Source organism: Haladaptatus cibarius D43 (assembly GCF_000710615.1).
GTDB classification, from domain to species: domain Archaea; phylum Halobacteriota; class Halobacteria; order Halobacteriales; family Haladaptataceae; genus Haladaptatus; species Haladaptatus cibarius.
In genome coordinates, this window is the sequence record NZ_JDTH01000001.1 from 791,326 (window position 1) to 815,770 (window position 24,445).

A 24,445-nucleotide genomic window follows, 5' to 3' on the forward strand; every position below is an offset into this window, starting at 1 on the left:
GATATGGTCGAGGACAGAACCACCGACGGCGTGCGCATCGCACAACTTCTCTCTTCGGAACTCGACGGGCGCGAAGACCCGCCGCTCGATTCGCTTGCCGTGATAAATGCGAACCGCGACGTAGAACCCAGCGAAGACGGGACGCTGGCCTACGAAGTCGAGCGGAGTGAGCAGGGGGGCAATGAGCGAGTGGCGAGCGTGTTCGTCCACCCCGACCGAATTCGGATGGAACTCACGGAGGGAATCGAATCGGCGGAAAAAACCGCTCGCAAAGCTGATTTGCTTGTTCGCCCGAAAGCGGTCGAACCGCCCCGCGTTCTCATTTTCGTGGAGCAGGGTGCACACGTCAAACGCGCCGTTGACGCGCTGATTGCCGGACTCGACAGCAGTTAGACGGTTACAGTGAGGAAATCAAATCGGGAAGCCCTAACACGAGTTCGTCGCGGTCGATGTAGGCGTCGGCCACCGGTTCCGGTTCCGGGCCGTCGGGATACAGGACTTGCACGGTCATCATTCCAGCATTGTTCGCACCCAAAACGTCCATTTCGGGCTTGTCGCCGACGTAGACGGTTTCTTCCGGTGGCGATCCGAGTTCGGAGCAGAGTGCGTCGAACGCCCGACTGTCGGGTTTGCCCGCGTCGAGTTCGCCCGTGACGATGGTCGTATCGAAATACGGTTCCCAACCGAGTTGTGCGATTTTTCCGCGCTGGGCGACGACCGGGCCGTTCGTGAGCAGGCCGACGCGGTAGTTTTGCCGGAGCGTATCGAGCATGTTCGGGATACCAGTGAGCGGCGTAAGCGCGTCGAGAATCGCGTTCCGGTAGGCTTCCGTCAGCGTCTCGGACGAAATTTCGCTCTCCTCCGGAAGCAAGTCCGCGAAAATCGGCTCCCGCGTTTCGGTTGCGAGATGCCGACTGTGGGCAGCGAGATAGTCTTCGCGCGAGAGCGACGGGGCGCTCACCGCTTCTGTCGCGTCCGAGAGAAGCGTCGCTCGCGGTCGGTCAGTCACCGCAAGCGTATCGTCGAGGTCAAAACCCACAGCGGTCACGCGCATTTGATACGTCTACGAGCCGAGTGCTCTTTATCAGTTCGATACATCCATGACCCACCGCGAAAAGTTCGCAGTATGAACTTCTTCGACCGCCTCGGGGAACGAATCGCGGCCATCGACAGCATCGTCTCGGTCGGACTCGACGCCGACGTAGACCGAATCCCCGACCACCTCCACGACCACGATTTGCCCCGTTGGGCGTTCAACCGCCGAATCATCGACGCGACCCACGAACACGCCGCGGCGTACAAGCCGAACGTCGCGTTTTACGAGGACGGGGACGGCTGGGCTGCGCTCAAAGAAACCATCGCGTATGCGCACGGAAAGGATGTCCCCGTCTTACTGGACGCGAAGCGAGGCGACATCGGCAACACGGCCCGGAAGTACGCGAACCTACTCGACATGGCCGACGCGATTACCGTCAATCCGTACATGGGTCGCGATTCGCTCGACCCGTTCCTCTCGCGCGAGGACAAGGGCGTGTTCGTCCTCTGTCGAACCTCGAACCCCGGCGGCACCGACATCCAAGACCTCGAACTCGCTTCCGGCGAATCGCTGTACGAGTGGGTCGCTTCGCTCGCAGACCTCTGGAACGCGAACGAAAACGTCGGACTGGTGGTCGGCGCGACGACGCCCGACGAACTGGAGGAAGTCCGTGAGCGCGTCCCCGACCTCCCGTTCCTCGTTCCCGGCGTCGGCGCACAGGGTGGCGACGCGGAAGCGGCGGCGACCTACGCCACCGCGCGCGGTGCCGGTCTGGTCAACTCCTCGCGGGGAATCATCTTCGCGGGCGAGGATGCTGGCGAGGATTTCCACAAAGCCTCCGGACAGGCGGCGAAGCAACTGAAAAAGCAGTTGAATCAGTATCTGTAGGGCGAAATCGTTCCCAGAAAGCGGTCGCCGTCTACAACTGATGCGTCTCGTCGTCGGTGTCCGGCGGTCGAATGTCCTCGCTTCCCGGGCCCTCCGGCGTTCGTTTTCCGTCGCCGCTCCCGCCACCGATTTCCGCCGCACATTCGACGCAGAAACCGGTGTCCCGATTCCAGTCGTCGTCACAGACGAGGGCACCACAGCGGTCGCAGTCGTGCGTCGCTTTCGCCGTCTCACAGATTTGACACAGGCCAGTGACGCTCATGTCTTCTCGTTTATCGCCGACGGCTATCAGTCTGTGGGCGGCGAGAGGCTTAACACCCATCCTCCCGTAGCGCAGAACGTGCTCAGGTCGCGCCTCTTGCTCGGTCTTTCCGCGGTTTTCGCCGGGATTACGGTTTCCCTCACCATTCTCGGGCTCTGGTACAACCTGTTTTTGGTGATCTTTGCGATACCGTTCGGTATCACGACGGCTATCCTCTGGTACCACGCGACGGGCCGACTCCAGAAGAAAGTCGAGCGAGAGGCCGCCTACCGCGACCCGAATCGTGGGTTCGGGTCGCCTCGCGGTGGGAGCCGACGGCGGACGCGACAGCGAACCCGCGGTCAGTCACGCTCGGGAACGAGTTCCCGCGCCCGGGAACGAGCGCGATGGCAGGCGCGCGAACAGGCCCGGTGGGACGCGCGGGAGGGCGACCGCAGACGGGCGACCGTCAACGGTTCGTCAGGCCCGAGTCCGGCGGAAGCCTACCGAATCCTCGGCCTCGATGCCGGTGCTGACGACGAGGCGGTTCGGGAGGCGTACCGCGAAAAGGTAAAAGACGTTCACCCAGACCGGGCCAACGGAAACGAAGAGGCGTTCAAGCGCGTCAATCGCGCATACGAACGGGTTCGGAGCGACCGCTGAATTTCGATTCCGACTCTGACTCCGATTATCAGTCGCGGTACTGACGGACGAATTTATTACAGTCGGTTCATAACATTCTTCTTAGTAACTCATGCCGACAGTATCGCCCCCGGCTATCGACGCCCAGATAGTGCGGAATATTCGGTTTCAGGAATCGGTCTCCCAATACTATCAGAAATGTGTCAATCAATGAGACGTGGTAGGAAATCGACCGTGGTATTCGTTGTGATTCTCCTCTGTTCGACCGTTGCCACGCCGATTATTTCGGGAGGTATCGCAAGCGGAAAGAGTGCATCGTTCGAGGATGCGACGGTGAGCGACCACCGCGGCGACATTATCGAGATAACGGTGACAACGAACGACGCCGCGACGGTCAACATCGGGTCGGAAGCCAACGGATTCTGGGTGCAGGCGAACGTGACGAAAGGAACGACGACCCTCGCCGTCAACACCTACCGGGCCGACGAGAACGACTCGGTTTCGCTGGCCGAGGGAAGTCTCAGAGGTACTCCAAACGCAATCGTGCCGTCGAAAACCGGCCCGCTCCAAACCGGCGAGTACGAGATGAACGTCACGGTCGATGGCGTCAGGCAGGACGTGGGGACGTTCACGGTGAAAGAGCGCGAGACGCGCGATGCACGCACGATGGTTCTTCCCGCCGACACTGACCTTTCGGAAATCCAATCGGCGGACGACCCGGCGGCCGACCTGCGGGAGGCCGCGTCGATGACCGACGCCAACGGAACGATTGCGCGCGGCGACCAGTTCGTCTTCGCACTCAACGCCTCCGGACTCGGCGGGTTTGTCGAAAACGCAAATCTGGCTGATGGAGCCGAGGACGTATCCGTCACGTTCCGGGAGTCGAACAACGGCCGGAACACGACCCCGAAGGAGTTCACCGGCGAGGACGTAACTGCAAGCAGTGCAGACCGTCTACTGCTTGACGAAGAGACTGATACGCTCTATCTAATTTCTGACACGGCGAGCCACGACATCGAAGTCGGCGAGGAGTACGACGTGACGTTCGAAATCGGCGCGGACAACCCGATGGTTTCGAAATCCGAAATCGCGGAAACGAGCCTTTCGGTGGTCGAACGACGGGTGTCTGTCGATTACACCGGCGACGTGATGGTCGTGGCAAACGAGACGACCATCGGGAGCGACACGACGCTCGCGCCGGGCACGACCATCAACGTGAGCGTGTTCGACAAAGGAACGAACCCGTTCATCTGGCACGCAGACCCCGCGCCGGTCGTCACGGACAACCGAACGTTCAGCGCGACGTTCGATTTCAGCGACCTCGCGTCGGGCACCGAGTTCATGGTCGAACTCCGTGACCAAGAAAAGGAGATTCGCGGCATCGTCGCGCCGACGCTTGAACCGGAGAGGCCGGAGACGACGACAACCACCACGACCACGACGACAACCACCACGACGACAACCACCACGACGACAACCACCACGACAACGACGACCACCACAGCACCGCCGACACCGATTCCGACCGAACAGCCGATTTCAGCGCAGACCGTCTCGGAGGGTGGTCTGCCCGGGTTCAACGTAATCGTCGCGCTCGTGGCGCTTCTCGCCACCGCGCTCCTCGTCGCCCGCCGCTCACGATGAATATGTGCGATAATTTTTATAGGATGAGTGAAGATACCAGCACGAACGGATCGCCCTCTCCCCCACACAGACCATGATACGAAAAATGGAACAGTCCCAGTTCGCCGAGTTCGTCGCCGCCCTTTGGACGAAACAGGGTTGGCAAACGCAGGTGACGACGAAGAAAGGAAAATCGTTTGTTACGCTTCAGCGAGAGGGCGCGGAGGGCTTAATTTGGGCGCGACCAGCGACGGGTGAGGGCGTCAGCGGCAAGGAACTCCAGCAGTTCGTCATGCTGTGCAAGCAGTACGGCGTCGGCGAGGGCGCAGTCGTCACCTCGGGGACGTTCTCCGAGGACGCGGCAAAAATCGGTTCGCAGGCGGGCGTGCAGGTGGTCGATGGCGAGAAACTAAAAACCATCATCGAAGCGCGCGAACTCCACGACCTCGTCGGGCAGTACGCGAATGGCGACGGCGATGGGGATGGAACGGCCGCGTCGGAATCGGTCGATTCCGACGAAGACGGCTTTTCCCTCCCGTTTTCGCTTCCGGATTCAGTGCCGGACTCGCTTCCCGTCCAGCCGAAACTCGTGGCCGGTGTCGTCGTGCTCCTTCTCGGACTCGTCGGGGCGGCCGTGGTCGCGCCGATGATTCTCGGAACCGGCGGGCAGGTCGAAACGCAGGACTGGAACGTGACCGCACAGTCCACGGCCGCAAACAATTCCACCGACTCGCTGGCAGTGCAATGGAACGCAAAGCGCATTTCGAAACTCGACTCGGATTCGCTCGACTCCGGCGACCCCGGCGTGTACAAACCGGACGAGGGCAAACAGTTCCTCCTCGTTACGATGAACGTCACGAACGAGGGCAACGATTCGGTCGGACTCAAACCAGAGGATTTCGGCGTTCGCTCGAACGGAACGCTCTACGGCTATCAACCGCTGACTAACGTGACCGATTTCAGCCCGATGGTCATCGAAGAGGGCCAGACGGAAAGCTTCAGTACGCTGGTTTCGATCGATGCTGACGCCACCGACGCAACTCTCGTCGTGAGTGACCGCGCGAAACACGGCGGGATTTCGATGACGTTCGAGAAGGATTCAAATTTGGTCGTCGAACCGTAAATAGTAGTCCGGAGATCACTATACCTGACCGCTATTAACAGTCTTGTAACGCGGGCAAACCTTTTGACTGACCGTCCCTAACTCGCGTTTATGAGCGCTGACCGCGCCGCCTTACAGCAGGCTCTCGACCGGGGAGAGCAGGAAGGCGGTAGCGTGGAGTTCAAGGAACGACTGACGAAGGAAATCCACCTTGCCGAAGGGCGAATGGAGAGTCTGGCCGCGCAGTTACGCCACCGTGTCCTCTCGGGGGACGGCGAGGCGACCTATGTGGTCGGCGTCACCGACGACGGCGGACTGGCGGGAATCAACCCCGAACTCTTTTCGGAATCGATGGACGTACTTTCGTTTCTCGCCGAGGAAGCAGGCGCGCACATCGAAGACGTACAGACGTGGGGTATCGACGCCACGGAGACGAGCACGCGCGCTTCGACCCGAAACGGAAACGGCGGCATCGTCGGCGTCGCCACCATCCGCGAGGGTGCCGTCCTCGAAACCGACAGCGAACACATCGTCGTCGGAACCGCGGGACACGTAGACCACGGAAAGAGCACGCTCGTCGGCAGTCTCGTCACCGGCCAGTCTGACGACGGCGAAGGCGGAACCCGGGGCTATCTGGACGTGCAACCGCACGAGGTTCAGCGCGGCCTCAGCGCTGACCTCTCCTACGCAGTGTACGGGTTCGACGACGACGGCCCGGTTCACATGGACAACCCCCATCGAAAGACCGACCGGGCGCGAATCGTGGAGGAGAGCGACCGACTCGTCTCCTTTGTGGACACCGTCGGTCACGAACCGTGGCTTCGGACGACGATTCGCGGCCTCGTCGGGCAGAAACTCGACTACGGCCTGCTGACCGTCGCCGCGGACGACGGCCCGACGAGGACGACGCGCGAACACCTCGGCATCCTGCTGGCCACCGAACTGCCGACTATCGTCGCCATTACGAAAACCGATATGGTGGACGAAGCGCGCGCGATGGAGGTCGAACGCGAAGTCGAGCAACTGCTCCGCGAAGTCGGCAAGACACCGCTCCGGGTCGAACGCCACGGCGTCGAAGTTGCCATCGAAGAGGTGGACACGAACGTCGTCCCCATCCTCATGACCAGCGCGGTCACGATGGAAGGGCTGGACGCTTTGGACACGATGTTCGAGCAGTTGCCAAAAACGACCGCTGACAGCGGCGAGTTCCGGATGTACATCGACCGCAGTTACAGCGTGACTGGCGTCGGCCCAGTCGCCAGCGGGACGATAAATTCGGGCGAGGTGGAGGCCGGCGACGACCTCCTCCTCGGGCCGATGCCGGACGGCGAGTTCCGCGAGGTGGAGGTTCGCTCCATCGAGATGCATTATCACCGCGTCGATGAGGCGAAGGCGGGCCGAATCGTCGGCATCGCGCTGAAGGGTGTTCGAGAGGCAGACATCGAACGCGGGATGGTTCTGGTTCCACCGGGAGCAGAACCGAACGCGGTCTGGGAGTTCGACGCCGAAGTGATGGTGTTGAACCATCCGACCAACATCGGCACCGGCTACGAACCCGTCGTTCACCTCGAAACCATCAGCGAAACCGCCGTCTTCGAACCCGAGGGAGGCCGTCTCCTGCCCGGCGACAAGGGGACGACGAGTGTCAGGTTCAAGTTCCGACCCTACCTCGTCGAAGAAGGTCAGCGATTCGTCTTCCGCGAGGGCCAGAGCAAGGGCGTCGGCACCGTGACCGCGGTACGGCGAGTCGAGTAGCACTCATACAGCCGAAACGCGAAGATAATAGAATCTGTCGTTATACTCAACAACTTTCATTCTGTCTTCATCGTTGAATCTGAATACATCTTGGTTCACGTTGCAGTCACATTGGAGTGCTTTAGTAAATACCTCCGTTTGCTTCTCAGAAAGATTCCCAAATGAGATCCGTCTGCTTTCATTATATTTTGAAGCTGTATCTGCACTAATCTTAGAGACGGACAGGAGGTCTGCCCCTTTCTGTGTGGTTTCCTGACTGCTAGTTGATGTTGTTTGCTGTGCCGTACTATCTGGGACTGTTGTCTCCTTCGGTGTGCTAGAGTTGCCATTATCAGACTGCATACTCGCACACCCAGAAATCGCTACCATTAGTACCAGTAGTATACTAATGACTTTCACTCTCATTGTTCCTTCCTTGATGAATGGGATGTTAAATACTTTCTGAATATGCGGATTTAAAAAACATTTACAACCGGCCTGCAAAAATATATATTGTAATGACTGTAAAGATAAAAATATGGTGTGAGTATTCGTACACAGAAGCCACTAGTGATTGGCAAGATAGTATGGTGGCAGTTCGAAATCACATTGAACAAGCATTAGATGACGCAAGTATGTCACATGATGTGAGTATAATCACGAGTGAGATACCGGATATGCCTAAACCCATCAACTTGTACGATAGCGAAAACTCTGATGCGTGGGATAAGTGGCTCAATGACAACAACGCATATGTCGAAGATTCAAACATTCTTCTTATGTTTGATAAAGGTGGAGTAACATTTGGAAGTGGTCGTAACCCAAATACAACGACTGACGGTTGCATGACTCTTCTCGGTGCCGAAGACCTGCTTGGAATCCAAGGTACTCAAACCGAAGGGAAGTCGGAACACTATCACGATATTTACAACGGACTGCACGAACTAAGCCACGCCCTTGATGCACCGACTGGGTCTTCTTGCATCGGTCAGTATTGGGAGGACAATAACAACGAATACCATCGAACACCTGCGCAGACGAAATACGGTTCAACGACAGTGTGTGGCCTATGGCACAACGGTTCATATCAGGGCAATACATGGTGGGATCTGACGTACTACGGCTGCGCACAGGGATACCTTACGGATCAGTGATCATAATGTATAAAAAACATATAAATGCAGAACTCAACCGAAGAAAAGTATTGCAATCACTAGGCCTGTCGGTATCGCTGTTCGGATTCGGAGCTACGCGCGTGAGCGCAGCCTCCTCGTCTGAACCGCGAGAAGAAAATACTGTAAATACCTCTGAACTCTCCGAGAAGTCAAAGAACATCCTCGAAACTTCGTTGTTGCAGGGTTCATACACCCAGCGACGGTCACTTCCAAAACCACTCCGCACAAATCAATATGTACAATCTGGTGGGGAGATATACGCACTCAACTTCGAGTACCGTGATATTCACAAAAACCGCATTCGCCCGATGGAGATCCAGACCGAGGGTGACATCGAATCCGATGCTGTCTCGTCGTATAGCCGACTACCAGCAGTTGCGCAACAGATCTTCGATTATGCGCTTGAAAATGGATCCTTTGAGTTAACTGGTGGCAATCTATGGGAATTTGACTTTGGTGACCGGTATGTAGAGAGAGATGGTACTTACTATCTACTACAATTTACACATATGGACATCCCACAGTATTCACTCTCCCCCAGCAAAGTGGATAAGGCATAAGTCAATGCCGATTCACCAGGTCTGTTTATTGCTGTGTGTTTAGAATAGTAGTACAATTACTCACAATCGACACCGATCGCTTCCCTCGGTTCGTCTTCCGCGAGGGCCAGAGCAAGGGCGTCGGCACCGTCACCGACGCAACGTCAGTCGAGTAGGTTTATTTTCCCCTCGCCCGCAGTTTCGCCCATGTCGAAACTGCGATTCGATGCGACCACCGGGACGAAGGCGTTCACCGCGCTTCTTCTGCTGGTCGCACTCGTCTCGGTCGTTAGGTTGGTTTTCGAACAAGGAGTTGGTGGATTGCTGGAAGGCCTTGCTATCCTGTACCTCGTCGGCGTCCTCTTTATCGGCGTCTTCCGCGATATTACGCAAACTGCTCGGTGGAGAGTGGCGTTTTTCAGTGGTATCGTCGTCTGGTCGCTGACGAACTACTTCCTTGCTGGTGGCGACCAGTTTTCCCTGATGCTGGGCGTAGCAGGGTCGGTGATGCTCGTTCTCCAAGGGTATCAGTACATGCAGGCAGGAGAGTGAGCGGAAACGCAGGCTACAAGCCAGCGAGCAATCGAAGCGACGAGTTCACGCATCGCACCGAACTTGCTTCCTTTTGACGTATGAATCTACGCGCTCGGCCACGGACGCTCGGCGAGCGGATGGAGTGTTTCGAAGGCGAAATCCGGGGCCGGGTCGGGCGTGATTTCGGGATTTGCGGGCACTCACACCGCACCGAGTCCCGCGGCCTTCGCGCCGGGAATGTCCGTGGTGAGCGAATTACCGACGTGAACTGCCCTGTCTGCTGTCGAATCGAGTTCCGCCAGTACCGATTCGAACGGTTCCGGATGTGGTTTGGCGCGCGCGAGGGCTTCGAGCGTCGCGGATGCGCCCGGAAGGTAGCGCACCCGCGACTGGTCACGAATCTCGGCGAAGGCCTCTGCGACCGTCCGACCTACGTTCGGGTCGTACTCTGTGTCGCGTGCAATCGCCGCAAAGCAGTTCGACCGCTGTTCGTCCACGCTTTTTCCGCGCTCCAGAAACTCGTCGTATCGGGCGTGGTACGCCGGGATGTCGAAGAACGGTTCGACGCCGACCCGGTCGAACGATGACGAAAGCACGTCCCGCGAATCCTGTTCGTACTCCAAGAGTGTGTCGTCCAAGTCGAAGAGAACCGTGTCGATATCCATCGCACAAAAAAGAGTTGTGCTGACAAAAATCATGCGTCGGTGAGCGTTTATATTCGAAGATAGAACCAATTCGGTTCGATGCGCTCCACCACTCCGACCGGTCGGCGAAACCGATCGGTCGTACCTGACAGTACTACACCCGCCGATAATCGCCATCCACCTGCTCCGCCAAGCCCAACAGCACCGCCCAGTCCAGCATATTTTCGACTCGCTCACGCCACACGTCCTCGACCCTGCTCGGGTCTTTGTGGCGCTCCCACGTTGGAATCTCTTCGCGGAACTTCTCGAACACGGCCTGCTCTGAAAGCGGGCCGTGTTCGTCCAGCACGGACAGGACAATCGAAACGCCGTACACCCGCGATTCGAACGATTTGGCCAGTTCGTCCCGGTTCGGGTCACGACGCAGTCGGGCGAATCCCGACTGCGTCTCTTCGGCCAGTTCGAGCGCCCGGAGGAAGGTGAGCCACGTCCGGGCGACATCCCGACTCTGAAAGCCGAGTCGGGTCATCAGGCGGGCACAGCAGTCGTCCTCCGTGCCGGGAACCAGCGGCACCGCTTTCTGTGCGTCCGCCACGAAATCGAACTCCGCGGGCGCTTCGGGAACGAGTTTGAATTTCACAGGTCGAAACTGTCCGCCAGTAGGTCGTGATTCGTCTCGCCGAGGACGTGCGTCGGGCCGTCTACGACATCAACGGTCACCTGCGCCGGAGCGAAGACGCTCTCGGGAATCGCCTCGAAATCCCACTCCGCGTCGTCGAAGAACGTCTGGAACGTCGTCCCGTACTCGTCGCTCGCGGTCGATGGGAGCTCGTCGAATCGGTCGAACTCCTCGCGGACGGTGAGATGCACCCGACCGCCGTAGGCCAGCGCGTCGTTCGTCCGCCCGATGGCGGTCGCTTCGTCGTGACTGACCGGCGCAACCGGGGCCGACCCTCTTACGGAGAGGATGTCTAACGGGTCGTATCCGAGTTCGCTGAGTCGGAAAACGGCGAGTTCGGCGGCGCGTGATGCGACGCTGACACTGCCGGTGACGCTTCCCGTGGCGAACGTCGGCAGGAACACCGCGTTCGGTTCGACGCCCGCGAGGTCGGCGACGTGTTCCGTGACCTTCTCGTCCGGAAGTCGGTCGGATTCGACGGCGAGGACGGCGAACTCGAACGAGTCGGCGTAGCCGATGCGCTGGTATTCGTCTTCCTCCGCGACCAGCGCGCGCGCAGGGCCGCTTCCCAGTCCGTCGAACTCATCGACGGTGAGTTCCCACCCCGCTTTTTGCGAACAGAGAAGCGCGAGCGCGGGTTGGTCGGTCGATAGTTCGACGTAAGGAAACGGTGCGCCCGCAACGTCGCCCATCTTGGTCTGTACCGTGGCTAATCCGGCGGTCTGGAGTTCCACGAGGAGGAGTCCGGCCTCCGTTCCGCCGTCCGCGTTGATACCGAAATCGAGGACGGTCGCCTCGTTGTCCAGTTCGTAGGCGGCGACGTTCAGTTCCCCCGCGAAGTCGATGGCCTCGTCCACGAGTTCGAGTGCCATTCGATTGAGACTGTCCATGCCTCCGAGTTGGTCGGCATCCGGTAAACCGTTTATCGGTTCTCCGCCCGCTCGCTTGAACGCATCTCGGATTGTTTTTCATGCTGGGTTGATAACGCGAACTCGATGGTACGGGTGCGGGTCGATTGGCGATCGAGTTGCAGTTTCGTCGGAACGATACTGAAATGGTTGTCCGTGCCGCTCTGTCTTCCCGCCGTCGTCGCGCTATTGTACGCTGAATCGCTCGTTCCGTTCTTGCTCGCTATTGGGGTCACGTTCGTTCTCGGCATTGGACTCGAAAACCTCACCGAGGAGCGAACACTCGGCCACCGGGAAGCGTTTCTGATGGTCGCGTTGACGTGGTTTTCCATCGCGCTCATCGGGGCGATTCCGTTCATCGCGGCGGGTGAAGGCGCGCTCGCCAACCCGGTGAACGCGCTGTTCGAGAGTACCAGCGGAATTACGACGACGGGAGCGACGGTTATCACCGACTTCGAGATTCACGCACAGTCGATTATGCTCTGGCGGCAACTCATCCAGTGGCTCGGCGGATTGGGAATCCTCGTCCTTGCGACTGCGGTGCTGTCCGAACTCGGCGTCGGTGGCGCACAGTTGATGGAAACCGAGACGCGAACCCGCGACGTTCACAAACTGACCCCTCGAATCGAGGAAACCGCCCGACTGCTGTCGTCGCTGTACGTCGGACTGACCGTCCTTCAGATGGCGCTCTTTTACGGCCTCCACATCGTCGGTCTCGCACCCGACATGACGCTTTTCGACGCGGTCGCCCATCCGCTGACGACGGTATCTACGAGCGGATTTTCGCCGCAACCGCTGAGTATTGGCGCGTTTTCACCAGTGATTCAGTGGGTGACGATTCCGTTCATGGCGCTCGGTGCGACCAGTTTCATTCTGCTGTATTTCACCCTACAGGGCGATACTAGCCGTCTCCGCCAAAGCGAGGAGTTCCGATTTTACGTTTTCTTGCTCGGCCTCTTCACCGTGGTCGTTAGTGTCTTGCTCGTCAACGACCCCGACTTCGACGGTACTATCGAAGCAACACTTCGCCACGCCGCGTTTCAGGTCGTCTCCATCATGACCACGACGGGATACGCGACGGTGGATTTCAACGTGTGGTCTGCCGCCGCGAAACACATGCTGTTCATCTGTATGTTCATCGGCGGGATGGCCGGGAGCACTACCTGTTCCATCAAGACGTTGCGCTGGCTAGTCGTGATAAAGGCATTTCGACGGGACTTGTTCACCGCGACGCATCCATCCGTGATTCGTCCCGTATGGCTCAGCGGCGATGCAGTTGACGAGGAGACCGTTCGCAGTATCTACGCCTACACGCTCATTTCTCTCGTCATCTTCGCCGCCGCGACGGTTTTCTTGGTGCTGGACGCATCCCGCGTCGGCCCCGACATCGGCGAGTTCGACGCGATGGGTGCGGCGGCAGCCACCTTCCTCAACATCGGCCCCGGATTCGGTGTCGCCGGGCCGTTCGGGAGTTACGAGCCGTTCTCGGATTCCGCAAAACTCGTGATGGTCGTGTTGATGTGGGTCGGGCGAATCGAGATACTTCCGGTGCTCGTCCTGCTCACCCCTGCCTACTGGCGAACGTGAAGACGGTCGGTTGGGTCGGGTGAGTCGGTTGTCGCAGACACCCGACTACTCGGGCCGATTGTCACAGGTTGGCCCTCACAGACGGCCGAACCGATCCGTCTCCGCTCACTGCTCGCGTTTCGCTTCCCGCCCCAGTACGTCCTCGACGGCATCGACTTTTTCCTGCGCGCGCTGGTTGCTCGTGCGCTTGTCGTCGATTTTCAACACCGTACTCACCCGGTCGCCATCGACCGCCTCGTGTGCGGCCTGTGCGGCGGCGAACAGTTCGTCGGTGGAATCGGCTTCGATGACCGTCCCCATCGGATTCGTCTCGTAGGACACGTCGAACTCGTCCAGTGCTTCCACCGCCTTTGCGACTTCGCCCGCCATGCTGTCCTCGGTGACCGGCGCGACTGAAAGGAGCGCGATTACTGTCATACTCTCCTCGTCGGTTGTCGGTTACCTAAGCGTGGGTGGTTTCTGTCGGATTGTTCACTGCTGTCGCGTCGGCGTCGTCCCCTGTTGATACCGTTGCGGTCGTTCGCCGTGGTTCTGTGTCGTCTCTCTTTCCGACCTGCCGCCGCGCTCCTCGGCCGCGGGTTGAATCGGCTCCCGCTGGAGGTGCGCTTCGAGGAACCAGAGGTACTGGTCTACTTCGCGGGATAACTCCGTGAGCAGGTCGGCCGTGTCTTGGTCGTTGTGTGTCTCCGCGGCGTCGATGCCCCCACGCAGGTTCGCGGCGTGAATCGACACGTTGTTGGCCAGCGCTTCGACGTACTGCGGGCTGATGACCACGTCGGTTCGAATCTCGGGAATCCGGGAGTTCGCGGACGACATCCGAACCGTTCCCCGCGCTTCGCCGCCGAGTGCGGCCACTCGTTCGCCGAGTTCGTCGCCGTGTTCGAACAGCACGTCTGCGAACTCGTCGAACAGCAGATGCAGTTGGTAAAACTGCATCCCCTTGACGTTCCAATGTGCGTACTTCGTCTGGGTCAGCAAGTCGGTCGTATCCGCGAGTTCCTGATTCAGTAGTTCTACGAGTGCCCGTCTGTCGTCGTCGGGAACGTCGTTCTGCGTAAAAAACATCCGGGCAGTCTGGTTGTCTGCTCGATTCTCGCGTCGATTCGATCTTCTCTCCGGTCGGTTTTCTGGTCGGCTCATTCTCCCCACCTCATGCTCTGGACGGCGGATTCCGGCAAGAGGATTTCGGCGGACGAACCACATCGTCACCCTCGTTGTCGTCCTTCGTCGCGCAAGAAGCCATAATTCGCGGTCAACACGAATGCGGGCGGCAGTCCCGACAAGTCACGGGCGGGTCGTGGGGGACGTGGATACGCGTAACTGCCACCACAATTCAGTCGTTCGACTGCACTTCCTTCCGGCCACTCAGTTCGTCCGGAACGAGTCGAAAATGCCGAAATGGAACGTCCTCCGGCGGTTGGTCGAATATATCCACCACCGGAATTTGAACACCCCATAGCCGCTGTGCGGCGGCGGAGTCGTATGGCAACTCGTCTACCAATTCGAGTTGGCCACTCGCCACGACGCTCCGATAGCCTGCGTCCGTTTTTTCGTGGACGACAAACGAAATCGGGTCGTCGAGCAGGGCTTCCTTCCCGCTTCCCTCCGGAAACGCGAGTCGGAAGTAGAAACTGCTCGTGTCCTCGTAGTAGCCATACGACACCGGGAGCGTAAACGGCGGGTCGTCTGCGGGCGTCGAAAACGAGATGACGCCCGTGCCGCCGTCGCCGAGAAAGTCGTTCACCGCTTCGTCCGTCATCTGCACCCACCGAAGCCCCTGCATAAATGGCTGTACGACGCGCCGATAGAAAACGAATCGGTGCGTTTCAGGATGTGTTCTGGATGATGTTGGGTGATTTTCGTGGCGAAAAACCGTTTCGTGAGCGACGCAGACCGGCGTCGCTCACGAACTTGTCCCGTTGAGAAATGCGCACAGACAACTCGCTTCGCTCGCCGTTGTGAGTTCGCAAAAATGCGCTGGCTGGGATTTGAACCCAGGTTGTGACCATGGCAAGGTCACGTGATACCACTACACTACCAGCGCGTGGTGTTTTTCGACAATACAATCTTGCCACGGCTGGGTATAAATGTATTACGCAAGCGGGGTGGCGAGAGCAAGCCGAGAATAAATTTAATTGTTCTCGCGCGCGGGTGACTGTAGGATGATTATCACACGAAGTCGAGCGACGGTCAGCCGTCGCTCAACGGTTTATGTTCGGGAAAAGTGCGCTGGCAGGGATTTGAACTCGTCAAGACATTCCTGCTCGGCTCACTTCGTTCGCCTGCGCGGGCTGTGACTTGTCTGCTCAAATCCACAGGACGATTTCCACTGACGCGAGTAGCGAACGACACTTAGCGGCGTCGCTCATGAGTTTGCGTCAGTGAGAAATGCGCTGGCTGGGATTTGAACCCAGGTTGTGACCATGGCAAGGTCACGTGATACCACTACACTACCAGCGCAGGTTGCTTGCACTTCCTCGTATTCCCGACTACAGTATAAGACTTGCGAGTCAGAATGCCTTCGTGTGGGAATCACTCTCTCACTTCTCTTGATTCGGAGGGTTTCAGGCGTGTGAATACGTCACGCTCCCGAATCGGAAGCGTCACCCTTTTAACCATCACTGAGAAAATTTCGCTACAGTCTAGTGATGAGGCGTCGAAGCGTCACGGTATGACCGTCAATATACTCGTCCCGTCGTCCCTCGTCCGGGAAGCCGAAGACAAACGCGAGGCAACTCGCAAAATCGGCTACGTCGCCCGCGCGGCGACCATCTTCCGGGCAGATAACCTCATCGTCTTCCCCGATTCGGAAGGCGAGCGAAAATGGGGCGGCGGATTCGTCGAAACCGTACTCCGGTACGCCGCAACCCCGCCATACCTCCGAAAGGAGGCGTTCGGGAAGCAAGACGAGTTGGAGTATGTTGGCGTCCTACCGCCGCTCCGCGCACCATCGCAGACCGGCTCCGAATCCGACGATTCGGGGTCGTTAAGACAGGGAATCGTGACCGAGGTCGGACCTGAAGGGCGCGTCCGGGTCAATTGCGGATTGCAACACCCGATTTCGCTCGTCGTCCCGTCGCAAATGACGGTCGGCGAGGGGGAGCGCGTTACCGTCAGGATCTCTTCGAGAAGACCGGTTCGTGCGAAGCTCGTGGACGCCCCGCAGTCGGGCTACACAGTGATGCGCATGAACCTCTCGGCGGCCCTCGACCGCGACGATGCTGGCGTTCGAATCGCCACGTCTCGCTTCGGAGAATCGCTCTCCGTGGCGCGACTCGACGAAATCGTTGCGCAAACCGAACGCGACGGCATGACCGTCGTGTTCGGCTCGCCCGGTCGGGGACTGCCGGAGATACTCGGGGTTGAACCCGAGCGTATCTCCGCGGTCGAATCCGGCGTACCAGCCCGGTTCGACCTCTGGCTGAATACGGTTCCGAACCAAGGCAGCGAGGTCATACGAACTGAAGAAGCGATGTTCGCTTCCCTCGCCTGCCTCAACCTCAACAGCGAGTGATACGATGCCACAAACAAGCAGACCACGAAAAGGTTCGCTGGGCTTCGGCCCCCGTAAGCGTGCAACCAGCGAGGTTCCACGCTTCAACTCATGGCCCGACAGCGACGGTCAGCCGTCGCTCCAAGGCTTTGCGGGCTACAAGGCAGGAATGACCCACGTGGTGATGGTTAACGACGAAGCAAACTCCCCCCGCGAAGGGATGGAGGAAACCGTTCCCGTCACCATCGTCGAGACGCCCCCAATGCGGGCCGTCGCTCTCCGAGCCTACGAAGACACGCCATACGGGAAGAAGCCGCTGACGGAAGTGTGGGGAAGCGAGTTCCACGACGAACTCGACCGCACGCTCAACGTGCCGGAAAACCACGACGCCGACTCCGCGGAGGACGAACTCCGCACCGCCATCGAGGCAGGCGACGTGGCAGACCTCCGGGTCATCACCCACACCGTCCCAAGCGAGCTGAAGAACGTACCGAAGAAACGACCGGACGTCATGGAAACGCGCATCGGCGGCGGCTCCCTCACGGAGCGCGCCGACTTTGCGCTCGACGTACTCGAAGACGGCGGGGAACACGACATCACTGACGTGTTCCGCGCAGGCGAGTACCTCGACATCGGTGGCGTCACGAAAGGTAAAGGAACGCAGGGTCCCGTCAAACGATGGGGCGTCCAGAAGCGGAAGGGCAAACACGCCCGCCAAGGCTGGAGACGCCGCATCGGGAACCTCGGCCCGTGGAATCCGTCGCGCGTTCGCTCGACGGTTCCACAGCTGGGTCAGATGGGCTACCACCAGCGCACCGAACTTAACAAGCGCCTCATCTCCCTCGGCGACGACGACGAAGCCTCCGTCGACGGCGGATTCGTCAACTACGGCGAGGTCGATGGCTCGTACGCGCTCATCAAGGGTTCGGTTCCGGGGCCGAACAAGCGCCTCGTGCGCTTCCGCCCTGCGATTCGACCGACTGACCAACCGCGCCTCGACCCCGAGGTGCGCTACGTAAGCACGGAGTCTAACCAGGGATAACCCATGCAGGCAACAGTACGTGACCTGAATGGCGAGGAAGCTGACACGGTTGACCTTCCGGACGTGTTCGACACGACTGTCCGGACGGATCTCATCAAGCGTGCAGTGCTCGCCGCACAGGCAAACCGGAAACAAGACTACGGCACCGACCCGCACGCCGGAATGCGGACCTCCGCCGAGTCGCCGGGCAGTGGCCGCGGTATGGCCCACGTCCCGCGAACGAACGGAAAGGCCGCTCGCGTTCCATTCACCGTGGGCGGGCGTGTCGCACACCCGCCAAAGGCGGAGAAAGACCGAACGCTCTCCATCAACAAGAAAGAGCGAAAGCAGGCAATCCGAGGCGCCATCGCGGCGACGACGGATGCAGAGCGCGTCTCCGAGCGCGGACACCGCTTCGACGAGGACACCGAACTGCCGCTCGTCGTGAGCGATGAGTTCGAAGACCTCGTCAAGACGCAGGAAGTCGTTTCCTTCCTCGAAGCGGTCGGCATTGATGCCGACGTCACGCGCGCGGAAGAAAACAAGACGATTCGCGCAGGGCGCGGGACGACCCGTGGCCGCAAGTACAAGACGCCGAAGTCGATTCTGTTCGTCACCAGCGAAGAACCATCGCGCGCGGCGCGCAACCTCGCTGGCGCTGACGTTGCGACGGCGCGTGAGGTCAACGCGGAAGACCTCGCACCCGGCACGCAAGCAGGACGACTCACCGTCTGGACGGAGAGCGCACTCGAAGAGGTGGCTGACCGATGAGCGTAATAGAGTATCCGTGGGTTACGGAGAAGGCGATGAACAAGATGGACTTCGACAACAAGCTCCAGTTTATCGTTTCGCTCGACGCCACGAAGCCAGAGATTCGAGACGAAGTCGAAGAGCGCTACGAAGTCACCATCGAGAAAATCAACACCCAAGTGACGATGAAAGGGAAAAAGAAGGCGACCGTCGCGCTGTCGGACGATGACGACGCGCAGGACGTCGCCTCCCGAATCGGGGTGTTCTGACAATGGGACGAAGGATTCAGGGACAGCGACGTGGTCGCGGTGGACCGACTTTCCGCGCACCGTCGCACCGATACAAGGCTGAACTGAGCCACAAGCAGAACGAAGACAACGACTTGGTCACTGGCACGGTCGTCGGCATCGAACACGACCCTGCTCGCAGTGCCCCAGTCGCGGCCATCGAATTCGACGATGGCGACCAGCGACTCGTCCTCGCGCCGGAAGGCGTCGGAGTGGGCGAGGAGATTCAGGTCGGCGTCTCCGCCGAAATCAAGCCCGGCAACACGCTCCCGCTCGCCGAAATCCCGGAAGGGGTTCCGGTGTGCAACGTCGAGCGCCAGCCCGGTGACGGCGGAAAGTTCGCGCGCGCCTCCGGCGTCAGCGCGGATCTCATCACGCACGACCGAGAGGCCGCAGTCGTCGAACTCCCGAGCGGCGAAATCAAGCGCTTGTCGCCTGATTGCCGCGCCACCATCGGCGTCGTCGCCGGTGGCGGACGAACGGAGAAACCGATGGTCAAGGCCGGTAACAAACATCACAAAATGCGAGCACGCGGCACGAAGTGGCCGAACGTGCGTGGTGTGGCGATGAACGCCGTTGACCACCCATTCGGTGGCGGTGGCCGCCAGCACCCCGGCCGACCGAAAAGCGTTTCGCGGGATGCCCCGCCGGGACGAAAGGTCGGAGACATCGCGTCCAAACGAACCGGACGTGGAGGTAACAAATGAGCGGAAACGAATACCGAACCGGACGCGAAGGTGAGTTCACCTATCGCGGCTACGACCTTGACGAACTGCAGGACATGAGCCTGGAGGAAGTCGCAGAACTGCTCCCCGCACGCAAGCGGCGAAGCATCCTTCGCGGGTTGACCGTCGAGCAGGAGAAATTGCTCGAAAAGGCCCGGAACAAAACCGAGGAAGAATCGGCAAACAGCCCGATTCGGACGCATCTGCGCGACATGCCGGTGCTTCCATCGTTCGTTGACAAGACGTTCGCCGTCTACAACGGCAGTGAGTTCGAACGTGTCCGCATCGAGCCGGAGATGTTGGGCCACTACCTCGGCGAGTTCCAGCTGACCCGCAATTCAGTTGAACACGGACAAGCAGGAATCGGTGCGACCCGCTCCTCGAAGTTCGTGCCACTCAAATAAACCATGGGAATCAGCTACAGCGTCGATGCCGACCCGGACACCACCGCGAAAGGGATGCTTCGGGAGCGGCATATGAGCCACAAGCACAGCAAGGCGATTGCCCGCGAAATCAAGGGCAAAACTGCCGAGGACGCGAAAGCGTACCTCCAGCAGGTCGTGAACGAGGAGCGGTCGGTGCCGTTTAAGCAGCACAACAGCGGCGTCGGCCATCGCTCGGACATCGACGGCTGGGACGCAGGTCGCTACCCAGAGAAGGCGAGCAAGGCGTTCATCGAACTCCTCGACAACGTCACCGCCAACGCGGATGCGCAGGGCTTCGACGGCGAGTCGATGGAAATCATGCACGTCGCCGCCCATAAGGTCGGCGAAGTGCAGGGCCGAAAGCCTCGCGCATTCGGCCGTGCAAGCGCCTGGAACACCCCTGAAGTGGATGTCGAACTCATCCTTGAGGAGGTCGAAGAATAATGGCAGACGAACATCAATTCATCGAAGACGGGCTTCAGCGCTCGCAGATAGACGAGTTCTTCTCGGAAGAACTCGGTCGCGCGGGCTACGGCGGCATGGATGTCGCCAAGACGCCGATGGGGACACAGATCGTTCTCAAGGCCGAAAAGCCCGGTATGGTTATCGGAAAGGGCGGAAAGAACATCCGGAAGATCACCCGAGAACTCGGCGAGCGGTTCAATCTCGACGACCCGCAGATCGACGTTCAAGAGGTTGACGAACCGGATCTGAACGCCCGAATCGTCGCCGACCGACTCGCCAACGCGCTCGAACGCGGTTGGTACTTCCGGAAGGCAGGTCACACGACCATCGACCGTATCATGGATTCCGGCGCACTTGGTGCCGAAATCGTCCTGTCCGGGAAAGTCACGGGCGCACGTTCGCGCGTGGAGAAGTTCAACCGTGGCTACATCAAACACAACGGTGAACCCGCACAGGAAATCGTCGACCACGGTCAGGGCGTCGCAGTGATGAAACTCGGCACCATCGGCGTGGACGTCAAAATCATCCCGCCGGGAGCCAACCTGCCCGACGACTTCCACATCGAGGAGGGTGCGAACCCAGAAGAACTCGTCCCGGAAGCCGTCGAGGCAAACGAACAAGCGACTCTCATCGAGGAACCCGACGAGGAAACCCTCGAAGAACTCGAAGCCGACGAGGAATCGCCGGAACCCGGCGAAACCGAAGTTGACGAAGAAATCGTCGAAGAAGTCATCGAGGAAGAGTCGGCAGAGGCAGACGACTCCGAACCCGAGTCCGTCGAAGAAGAACTCGACGAACTCGAAGAGGAAGTCGAAGCCGAAGCCGAGGAACTGCTCGAAGAGATGGAAGACGAGGAGAGTGAAGAATAATGGCGATTCTTCACACTGGAGAAATCCGCGACATGACGCCTGCCGAGCGTGAAGCAGAACTCGAAGAACTCGAGACGGAACTGCTCAACACGAAGGCAGTCAAGGCCGCGGGTGGTGCACCCGAAAATCCGGGTCGCATCAAGGAACTTCGCCGAACTATCGCTCGAATCAAGACGATTCAGCAAGAAGAAGGGGACTCTACGGAAGAGTAACCATGCCACTGACAGCCGAGACGCTCACGAAACACGAACTCGCCGGTCTACCCGTGCGAGTCGTTTCAGCCACGAATCCCGCTCTCGAAGGTATCGAGGGTCAGGTCGTGTCCGAAACGATGCGCACGCTTACCGTCGAGTCTGCGTCTCGGTCGTGGCAGGTACCAAAGCAGGGCACGAGATTCGAGTTCAGACTCACAGATGAAGCCGCCGTTTCCTGCGAAGGAACGGGGACTCCGTCCAAACGGGAGTCGGAAACTGCCGGAGGGAACTCCGGTCAGTCTGGCTTCTGCGAGGGCGGAGCCTACGTTACGGTGGATGGATTCACACTGCTCTCACGACCCGCATTGCGTACCGAAGCAGGAGGTAATTCGAAATGGCGTTAGGATTGAACGTACCAGAACCGGAGGAGACATGCTCCGACGAGGACTGCCCGTTCCACGGAACGCTTTCCGTGCGCGGACAGATTCTCGAAGGAGAGGTCGCCTCCACCGACATGGAAAAGACCGTTGTCGTCGAGCGAGAGTACGACGTTACAGTGCCGAAATACGACCGGCAAATGAAACGTCGCTCCCGCGTTCCGGCCCACGCGCCGGAGTGCCTGACTCTCGAAGTCGGCGAAACGGTTCGTATCGCAGAAACCCGACCGCTCTCGAAGACGAAATCACACGTCGTCATCGAGACCGTGGCGGACGACGCCACGGAGGGAGGTGACAACTAATGGAAGCGCTGAAAGCTGACGTGACGCAGGGCGTCGAGAAAGGCTCCCTGCTCAACTGTGCCGACAACACCGGCGCACGCGAGCTGAAAGTCATCAGCGTCTCCGGCTACCACGGCACGAAGAGCCGCCACCCGAAGGCAGGCATCGGTGACAAAATCACCGTGTCCGTCACGAAGGGGACGCCCGAGATGCGGCGTCAGGTGCTGGAAGCCGTCATCATTCGACAGCGCAAATCCATCCGCCGACCGGACGGCACGCGTGTCAAATTTGAAGACAACGCTGCCGTCGTTATCGACGACGTCGAAGAGCCGCGAGGGACGGAGATCAAAGGTCCCATCGCGCAAGAAGTCGCCGAGCGGTTCGGAAGTATTGCAAGCACAGCTACGATGATAGTATGACCCGACAACCACGCAAACAGCGAAACCAGACCGAACGCGCCCCGCTTCACCAGCGGCATCAGCAGGTCAAAGCGACGCTGTCCGACGACCTCCGCGAGGAGTACGGTCAGCGAAGCGTCCGCGTCAACGCGGGCGACACGGTCGAGGTCATGCGCGGCGATTTCGCCGGCGAAGAGGGCGAAGTGCTCGAAGTGGATATGAAGAATTCAGTCATCCACGTCGAGGAAGTCATCCTCGAAAAAGCAGACGGCGAGGACGTTCCGCGTCCGCTCGACACGAGCAACGTTCGCGTGACCGACCTCAACCTCGAAGACGACCGCCGCGAGGCGCGTCTGGAAGGTGATACCGAATGAGCAACCATCAGAAACGACTCTCCGTTCCGAACTCCTGGCCGGTCGAACGAAAGACCGCCACGTTCACCGTGAAGGCCGGCGCTGGCCCGCACGGGCGTGACGGTGTCCCGCTCCTCATCATTCTGCGGGACGTACTGGGCTACACGAACTCGAAGAAGGAAGCCCGCTACGCGCTCAACCAGGATTCCGTTCTCGTGAACGGCGAGGCAATCAGCGACGAACAGCGACCCATCGGCATGTTCGACATCATCGCGTTCACCGAACGCGAAGAGTACTACCGCGTCTTCCCCGACGAAGGTGGACGCCTCGCGCTGACCCCCATCGACGCAGATGCGGCGGACGGCCGACTGGCGAAAATCGACGACAAGACGCAGGTGTCCGGTGGCGAAACGCAACTCAACCTCCACGACGGAAGCAATCTCCGCGTGGACGACGCCGACGACTACAGCACGAAAGACTCCATCGTCGTGGGAACCGAGGAGAAAGACATTCTCGCTCACTTCCCATACGAGGAAGGCTGTCTCGTCACTGCCGTCCGCGGTCAGCACGCGGGCGAAATCGGCGAAGTCACCGACATCACGGTGACGCCCGGAAGCGGTTCGAACACCGTCACCGTCGACGGTGACGACGCCACGTTCGAAACCGTCGAAGAGTACCTCGTCGTCATCGACGAGAACTTCACGGGTGATGACGAATGAGCGAAGCCGAGGCCGACTTCCACGAGATGCGAGAGCCGAAAGTGGAGAAAGTCGTCGTCCACATGGGCGTCGGTGAAGGTGGTCGAGAACTCGCCAACGCCGAGGAAATCTTAGAAGACGTGACCGAACAGGAGAGCGTCCGCACGCTGGCGAACTCCACGCTTCCGGACTTCGGCATCCGTCAGGGCGACCCAATCGGTGCGAAGGTCACGCTTCGTGGCGAAACCGCACACGAGTTCCTCGACACTGCACTGCCGCTTTCCAGTCTCTCGAAATCGCAGTTCGACGAGACAGGGAACTTCAGCTTCGGTGTCGATGAACACACCGAGTTCCCGAGTCAGGAATACGATCCGAACGTCGGAATCTACGGGCTTGACGTGACCGTCAACCTCGTCCGACCGGGCTACCGCGTCGCAAAGCGCGACAAGGTGTCCCGCCAGATTCCGTCGAACCACCGACTGACGGCTGAGGACGCAACGGCGTTCATCGAAGCCAACTTCGACGTTGAGGTGGACGAATGAGCGAAAGTGAGAACGACGCGACCGGCGAGCAGACGGCCAAACGCACTGGACAAATCGAAACGTGCCAGCGCTGCGGTCGAAAGCAAGGTCTGGTCGGAAAATACGACATCAATCTGTGTCGCCAGTGCTTCCGCGAGATTGCACGCGACATGGGATTCAAGAAGTACCGATAACC

34 protein-coding genes and 2 tRNA genes are annotated in these 24,445 nt (G+C 59.4%); 26 read left to right on the forward strand and 10 right to left on the reverse strand.

Translation table 11 applies throughout. From position 1 onward, the window contains the following. The first annotated feature begins 3 nt into the window (after positions 1-3). Positions 4-393, forward strand: coding sequence for a hypothetical protein (locus tag HL45_RS04115; protein WP_049969820.1), 390 nt, complete (start codon positions 4-6; stop codon positions 391-393). 4 nt (positions 394-397) lie between these two features. Here the strand turns inward: HL45_RS04115 and HL45_RS04120 are convergent, their stop codons facing one another. Then, positions 398-1,054 carry an HAD family hydrolase gene (locus HL45_RS04120; RefSeq protein WP_049969821.1) on the reverse strand — a complete coding sequence of 219 codons (657 nt, stop codon included), beginning with the start codon at positions 1,052-1,054 and terminating at the stop codon, positions 398-400. A gap of 72 nt (positions 1,055-1,126) precedes the next feature. Between HL45_RS04120 and pyrF the strand changes: the two genes are divergently transcribed. After that, on the forward strand, positions 1,127-1,924 hold the full coding sequence (gene pyrF, locus HL45_RS04125) for an orotidine-5'-phosphate decarboxylase (RefSeq protein WP_049969823.1): 798 nt from the start codon (positions 1,127-1,129) through the stop codon (positions 1,922-1,924). 31 nt (positions 1,925-1,955) lie between these two features. Here the strand turns inward: pyrF and HL45_RS04130 are convergent, their stop codons facing one another. Continuing rightward, positions 1,956-2,186, reverse strand: coding sequence for a hypothetical protein (locus HL45_RS04130; RefSeq protein ID WP_049969824.1), 231 nt, complete (start codon positions 2,184-2,186; stop codon positions 1,956-1,958). Between the two features lie 78 nt (positions 2,187-2,264). On the opposite strand from HL45_RS04130, the gene HL45_RS04135 reads away from it, so the two are divergent. The 7 genes from HL45_RS04135 to HL45_RS04170 all read left to right on the forward strand — a co-directional run bounded on the left by HL45_RS04135 (position 2,265) and on the right by HL45_RS04170 (position 9,532). Continuing rightward, positions 2,265-2,828 carry a J domain-containing protein gene (locus tag HL45_RS04135; protein WP_233274680.1) on the forward strand — a complete coding sequence of 188 codons (564 nt, stop codon included), beginning with the start codon at positions 2,265-2,267 and terminating at the stop codon, positions 2,826-2,828. 213 nt (positions 2,829-3,041) lie between these two features. Continuing rightward, complete coding sequence (locus HL45_RS04140) at positions 3,042-4,451, forward strand: BGTF surface domain-containing protein (RefSeq protein WP_233274681.1); 1,410 nt, start codon at positions 3,042-3,044, stop codon at positions 4,449-4,451. An 85-nt stretch (positions 4,452-4,536) separates the two neighbouring features. Continuing rightward, positions 4,537-5,553, forward strand: coding sequence for a restriction endonuclease (locus tag HL45_RS04145; protein ID WP_233274682.1), 1,017 nt, complete (start codon positions 4,537-4,539; stop codon positions 5,551-5,553). 90 nt (positions 5,554-5,643) lie between these two features. After that, positions 5,644-7,287, forward strand: a complete 1,644-nt coding sequence (locus HL45_RS04150) for a GTPBP1 family GTP-binding protein (protein WP_049969827.1) — start codon at positions 5,644-5,646, stop codon at positions 7,285-7,287. A 497-nt stretch (positions 7,288-7,784) separates the two neighbouring features. Continuing rightward, a complete protein-coding gene (locus HL45_RS04160) occupies positions 7,785-8,420 on the forward strand; it encodes a hypothetical protein (protein ID WP_049969829.1) in 636 nt (211 codons plus the stop codon). A 101-nt stretch (positions 8,421-8,521) separates the two neighbouring features. Further along, positions 8,522-9,001 (forward strand): hypothetical protein, encoded by a 480-nt coding sequence (locus tag HL45_RS20260; protein ID WP_144239997.1) that lies wholly within the window; start codon positions 8,522-8,524, stop codon positions 8,999-9,001. A gap of 186 nt (positions 9,002-9,187) precedes the next feature. After that, complete coding sequence (locus tag HL45_RS04170; protein ID WP_049969831.1) at positions 9,188-9,532, forward strand: hypothetical protein; 345 nt, start codon at positions 9,188-9,190, stop codon at positions 9,530-9,532. Between the two features lie 182 nt (positions 9,533-9,714). On the opposite strand, the gene HL45_RS04175 is transcribed toward HL45_RS04170, so the two are convergent. From HL45_RS04175 to mch, 3 genes are all read right to left on the reverse strand, one after another. Continuing rightward, positions 9,715-10,179 carry an HAD family hydrolase gene (locus HL45_RS04175; RefSeq protein WP_049969832.1) on the reverse strand — a complete coding sequence of 155 codons (465 nt, stop codon included), beginning with the start codon at positions 10,177-10,179 and terminating at the stop codon, positions 9,715-9,717. 133 nt (positions 10,180-10,312) lie between these two features. Continuing rightward, positions 10,313-10,798: a hypothetical protein gene (locus HL45_RS04180; protein ID WP_049969833.1), complete on the reverse strand. Its 486-nt coding sequence runs from the start codon at positions 10,796-10,798 to the stop codon at positions 10,313-10,315. Continuing rightward, complete coding sequence (gene mch / locus HL45_RS04185) at positions 10,795-11,727, reverse strand: methenyltetrahydromethanopterin cyclohydrolase (RefSeq protein ID WP_049969834.1); 933 nt, start codon at positions 11,725-11,727, stop codon at positions 10,795-10,797. Before mch ends, HL45_RS04180 begins: the two co-directional genes overlap by 4 nt. A 105-nt stretch (positions 11,728-11,832) precedes the next feature. Here mch and HL45_RS04190 point away from each other — a divergent pair, with 105 nt between their 5' ends. Then, positions 11,833-13,332: a TrkH family potassium uptake protein gene (locus tag HL45_RS04190; RefSeq protein ID WP_049969835.1), complete on the forward strand. Its 1,500-nt coding sequence runs from the start codon at positions 11,833-11,835 to the stop codon at positions 13,330-13,332. A gap of 105 nt (positions 13,333-13,437) precedes the next feature. Here the strand turns inward: HL45_RS04190 and HL45_RS04195 are convergent, their stop codons facing one another. The 5 genes from HL45_RS04195 to HL45_RS04215 all read right to left on the reverse strand — a co-directional run bounded on the left by HL45_RS04195 (position 13,438) and on the right by HL45_RS04215 (position 15,792). Continuing rightward, entirely contained in the window at positions 13,438-13,749 is a 312-nt protein-coding gene (locus HL45_RS04195; RefSeq protein WP_049969836.1) for an MTH1187 family thiamine-binding protein, read from the reverse strand. Positions 13,750-13,803: 54 nt separating this feature from the next. Next, positions 13,804-14,472 (reverse strand): DNA starvation/stationary phase protection protein Dps, encoded by a 669-nt coding sequence (gene dps, locus HL45_RS04200; protein WP_084156789.1) that lies wholly within the window; start codon positions 14,470-14,472, stop codon positions 13,804-13,806. A 193-nt stretch (positions 14,473-14,665) separates the two neighbouring features. Then, entirely contained in the window at positions 14,666-15,115 is a 450-nt protein-coding gene (locus HL45_RS04205) for a pyridoxamine 5'-phosphate oxidase family protein (protein WP_049969837.1), read from the reverse strand. Between the two features lie 190 nt (positions 15,116-15,305). Next, positions 15,306-15,376 (reverse strand) — tRNA-Gly (locus HL45_RS04210). Positions 15,377-15,721: 345 nt separating this feature from the next. Next, positions 15,722-15,792: transfer RNA gene (locus HL45_RS04215), tRNA-Gly, on the reverse strand. Between the two features lie 211 nt (positions 15,793-16,003). Here HL45_RS04215 and HL45_RS04220 point away from each other — a divergent pair. From HL45_RS04220 to HL45_RS04295, 16 genes are read left to right on the forward strand one after another with little or no spacing between them, the layout of a single operon-like run. Continuing rightward, positions 16,004-16,846 carry a putative RNA uridine N3 methyltransferase gene (locus HL45_RS04220; protein WP_049969838.1) on the forward strand — a complete coding sequence of 281 codons (843 nt, stop codon included), beginning with the start codon at positions 16,004-16,006 and terminating at the stop codon, positions 16,844-16,846. Positions 16,847-16,850: 4 nt separating this feature from the next. Beyond that, entirely contained in the window at positions 16,851-17,867 is a 1,017-nt protein-coding gene (locus tag HL45_RS04225) for a 50S ribosomal protein L3 (protein WP_049969839.1), read from the forward strand. Positions 17,868-17,870: 3 nt separating this feature from the next. Next, entirely contained in the window at positions 17,871-18,617 is a 747-nt protein-coding gene (gene rpl4p, locus HL45_RS04230) for a 50S ribosomal protein L4 (RefSeq protein ID WP_049969840.1), read from the forward strand. Then, the gene (locus HL45_RS04235; protein WP_049969841.1) at positions 18,614-18,865 is read left to right on the forward strand and encodes a 50S ribosomal protein L23; all 252 of its coding nucleotides are present in this window, start codon (positions 18,614-18,616) and stop codon (positions 18,863-18,865) included. Before rpl4p ends, HL45_RS04235 begins: the two co-directional genes overlap by 4 nt. 2 nt (positions 18,866-18,867) lie before the next feature. Then, entirely contained in the window at positions 18,868-19,590 is a 723-nt protein-coding gene (locus HL45_RS04240; protein WP_049969842.1) for a 50S ribosomal protein L2, read from the forward strand. Next, positions 19,587-20,012 carry a 30S ribosomal protein S19 gene (locus HL45_RS04245; RefSeq protein WP_049969843.1) on the forward strand — a complete coding sequence of 142 codons (426 nt, stop codon included), beginning with the start codon at positions 19,587-19,589 and terminating at the stop codon, positions 20,010-20,012. The genes HL45_RS04240 and HL45_RS04245 overlap by 4 nt, the downstream gene beginning before the upstream one ends. A gap of 3 nt (positions 20,013-20,015) precedes the next feature. Next, entirely contained in the window at positions 20,016-20,477 is a 462-nt protein-coding gene (locus tag HL45_RS04250; RefSeq protein WP_049969844.1) for a 50S ribosomal protein L22, read from the forward strand. Further along, positions 20,477-21,367, forward strand: coding sequence for a 30S ribosomal protein S3 (locus HL45_RS04255; protein WP_049969845.1), 891 nt, complete (start codon positions 20,477-20,479; stop codon positions 21,365-21,367). Before HL45_RS04250 ends, HL45_RS04255 begins: the two co-directional genes overlap by 1 nt. Then, positions 21,367-21,579: a 50S ribosomal protein L29 gene (gene rpmC, locus HL45_RS04260; protein WP_049969846.1), complete on the forward strand. Its 213-nt coding sequence runs from the start codon at positions 21,367-21,369 to the stop codon at positions 21,577-21,579. The genes HL45_RS04255 and rpmC overlap by 1 nt, the downstream gene beginning before the upstream one ends. Positions 21,580-21,581: 2 nt before the next feature. Next, complete coding sequence (locus tag HL45_RS04265; RefSeq protein ID WP_049969847.1) at positions 21,582-21,965, forward strand: ribonuclease P protein component 1; 384 nt, start codon at positions 21,582-21,584, stop codon at positions 21,963-21,965. Beyond that, positions 21,956-22,300: a 30S ribosomal protein S17 gene (locus tag HL45_RS04270; RefSeq protein WP_049969848.1), complete on the forward strand. Its 345-nt coding sequence runs from the start codon at positions 21,956-21,958 to the stop codon at positions 22,298-22,300. The genes HL45_RS04265 and HL45_RS04270 overlap by 10 nt, the downstream gene beginning before the upstream one ends. Next, positions 22,300-22,698, forward strand: coding sequence for a 50S ribosomal protein L14 (locus HL45_RS04275; protein ID WP_049969849.1), 399 nt, complete (start codon positions 22,300-22,302; stop codon positions 22,696-22,698). The genes HL45_RS04270 and HL45_RS04275 overlap by 1 nt, the downstream gene beginning before the upstream one ends. Then, positions 22,695-23,051 (forward strand): 50S ribosomal protein L24, encoded by a 357-nt coding sequence (gene rplX / locus HL45_RS04280; protein ID WP_049969850.1) that lies wholly within the window; start codon positions 22,695-22,697, stop codon positions 23,049-23,051. The genes HL45_RS04275 and rplX overlap by 4 nt, the downstream gene beginning before the upstream one ends. After that, on the forward strand, positions 23,048-23,749 hold the full coding sequence (locus tag HL45_RS04285) for a 30S ribosomal protein S4e (protein ID WP_049969851.1): 702 nt from the start codon (positions 23,048-23,050) through the stop codon (positions 23,747-23,749). The genes rplX and HL45_RS04285 overlap by 4 nt, the downstream gene beginning before the upstream one ends. Continuing rightward, the gene (locus tag HL45_RS04290) at positions 23,746-24,270 is read left to right on the forward strand and encodes a 50S ribosomal protein L5 (RefSeq protein WP_049969852.1); all 525 of its coding nucleotides are present in this window, start codon (positions 23,746-23,748) and stop codon (positions 24,268-24,270) included. Before HL45_RS04285 ends, HL45_RS04290 begins: the two co-directional genes overlap by 4 nt. Further along, entirely contained in the window at positions 24,267-24,443 is a 177-nt protein-coding gene (locus HL45_RS04295) for a 30S ribosomal protein S14 (protein ID WP_049969853.1), read from the forward strand. The genes HL45_RS04290 and HL45_RS04295 overlap by 4 nt, the downstream gene beginning before the upstream one ends. Positions 24,444-24,445 lie beyond the last annotated feature (2 nt).

Excerpts from the sequence above, each read along its gene's own strand:
- HL45_RS04270 (WP_049969848.1), top strand. The coding sequence starts at position 21,956 with ATGGCGTTAGGATTGAACGTACCAGAACCGGAGGAGACATGCTCCGAC.
- HL45_RS04225 (WP_049969839.1), top strand. The coding sequence starts at position 16,851 with ATGCCACAAACAAGCAGACCACGAAAAGGTTCGCTGGGCTTCGGCCCC.
- HL45_RS04150 (WP_049969827.1), top strand. The coding sequence starts at position 5,644 with ATGAGCGCTGACCGCGCCGCCTTACAGCAGGCTCTCGACCGGGGAGAG.
- rpmC (WP_049969846.1), top strand. The coding sequence starts at position 21,367 with ATGGCGATTCTTCACACTGGAGAAATCCGCGACATGACGCCTGCCGAG.
- HL45_RS04235 (WP_049969841.1), top strand. The coding sequence starts at position 18,614 with ATGAGCGTAATAGAGTATCCGTGGGTTACGGAGAAGGCGATGAACAAG.
- HL45_RS04285 (WP_049969851.1), top strand. The coding sequence starts at position 23,048 with ATGAGCAACCATCAGAAACGACTCTCCGTTCCGAACTCCTGGCCGGTC.
- HL45_RS04295 (WP_049969853.1), top strand. The coding sequence starts at position 24,267 with ATGAGCGAAAGTGAGAACGACGCGACCGGCGAGCAGACGGCCAAACGC.
- HL45_RS04265 (WP_049969847.1), top strand. The coding sequence starts at position 21,582 with ATGCCACTGACAGCCGAGACGCTCACGAAACACGAACTCGCCGGTCTA.
- HL45_RS04255 (WP_049969845.1), top strand. The coding sequence starts at position 20,477 with ATGGCAGACGAACATCAATTCATCGAAGACGGGCTTCAGCGCTCGCAG.
- rpl4p (WP_049969840.1), top strand. The coding sequence starts at position 17,871 with ATGCAGGCAACAGTACGTGACCTGAATGGCGAGGAAGCTGACACGGTT.
- HL45_RS04245 (WP_049969843.1), top strand. The coding sequence starts at position 19,587 with ATGAGCGGAAACGAATACCGAACCGGACGCGAAGGTGAGTTCACCTAT.
- HL45_RS04130 (WP_049969824.1), bottom strand. The coding sequence starts at position 2,186 with ATGAGCGTCACTGGCCTGTGTCAAATCTGTGAGACGGCGAAAGCGACG.
- HL45_RS04115 (WP_049969820.1), top strand. The coding sequence starts at position 4 with ATGGTCGAGGACAGAACCACCGACGGCGTGCGCATCGCACAACTTCTC.
- HL45_RS04240 (WP_049969842.1), top strand. The coding sequence starts at position 18,868 with ATGGGACGAAGGATTCAGGGACAGCGACGTGGTCGCGGTGGACCGACT.
- HL45_RS04190 (WP_049969835.1), top strand. The coding sequence starts at position 11,833 with ATGGTACGGGTGCGGGTCGATTGGCGATCGAGTTGCAGTTTCGTCGGA.
- HL45_RS04250 (WP_049969844.1), top strand. The coding sequence starts at position 20,016 with ATGGGAATCAGCTACAGCGTCGATGCCGACCCGGACACCACCGCGAAA.
- HL45_RS04195 (WP_049969836.1), bottom strand. The coding sequence starts at position 13,749 with ATGACAGTAATCGCGCTCCTTTCAGTCGCGCCGGTCACCGAGGACAGC.
- HL45_RS04205 (WP_049969837.1), bottom strand. The coding sequence starts at position 15,115 with ATGCAGGGGCTTCGGTGGGTGCAGATGACGGACGAAGCGGTGAACGAC.
- dps (WP_084156789.1), bottom strand. The coding sequence starts at position 14,472 with ATGAGCCGACCAGAAAACCGACCGGAGAGAAGATCGAATCGACGCGAG.
- HL45_RS04275 (WP_049969849.1), top strand. The coding sequence starts at position 22,300 with ATGGAAGCGCTGAAAGCTGACGTGACGCAGGGCGTCGAGAAAGGCTCC.
- HL45_RS04120 (WP_049969821.1), bottom strand. The coding sequence starts at position 1,054 with ATGCGCGTGACCGCTGTGGGTTTTGACCTCGACGATACGCTTGCGGTG.
- mch (WP_049969834.1), bottom strand. The coding sequence starts at position 11,727 with ATGGACAGTCTCAATCGAATGGCACTCGAACTCGTGGACGAGGCCATC.
- HL45_RS04290 (WP_049969852.1), top strand. The coding sequence starts at position 23,746 with ATGAGCGAAGCCGAGGCCGACTTCCACGAGATGCGAGAGCCGAAAGTG.
- HL45_RS04175 (WP_049969832.1), bottom strand. The coding sequence starts at position 10,179 with ATGGATATCGACACGGTTCTCTTCGACTTGGACGACACACTCTTGGAG.
- rplX (WP_049969850.1), top strand. The coding sequence starts at position 22,695 with ATGACCCGACAACCACGCAAACAGCGAAACCAGACCGAACGCGCCCCG.
- HL45_RS04170 (WP_049969831.1), top strand. The coding sequence starts at position 9,188 with ATGTCGAAACTGCGATTCGATGCGACCACCGGGACGAAGGCGTTCACC.
- pyrF (WP_049969823.1), top strand. The coding sequence starts at position 1,127 with ATGAACTTCTTCGACCGCCTCGGGGAACGAATCGCGGCCATCGACAGC.
- HL45_RS04145 (WP_233274682.1), top strand. The coding sequence starts at position 4,537 with ATGGAACAGTCCCAGTTCGCCGAGTTCGTCGCCGCCCTTTGGACGAAA.
- HL45_RS04220 (WP_049969838.1), top strand. The coding sequence starts at position 16,004 with ATGACCGTCAATATACTCGTCCCGTCGTCCCTCGTCCGGGAAGCCGAA.
- HL45_RS04160 (WP_049969829.1), top strand. The coding sequence starts at position 7,785 with ATGACTGTAAAGATAAAAATATGGTGTGAGTATTCGTACACAGAAGCC.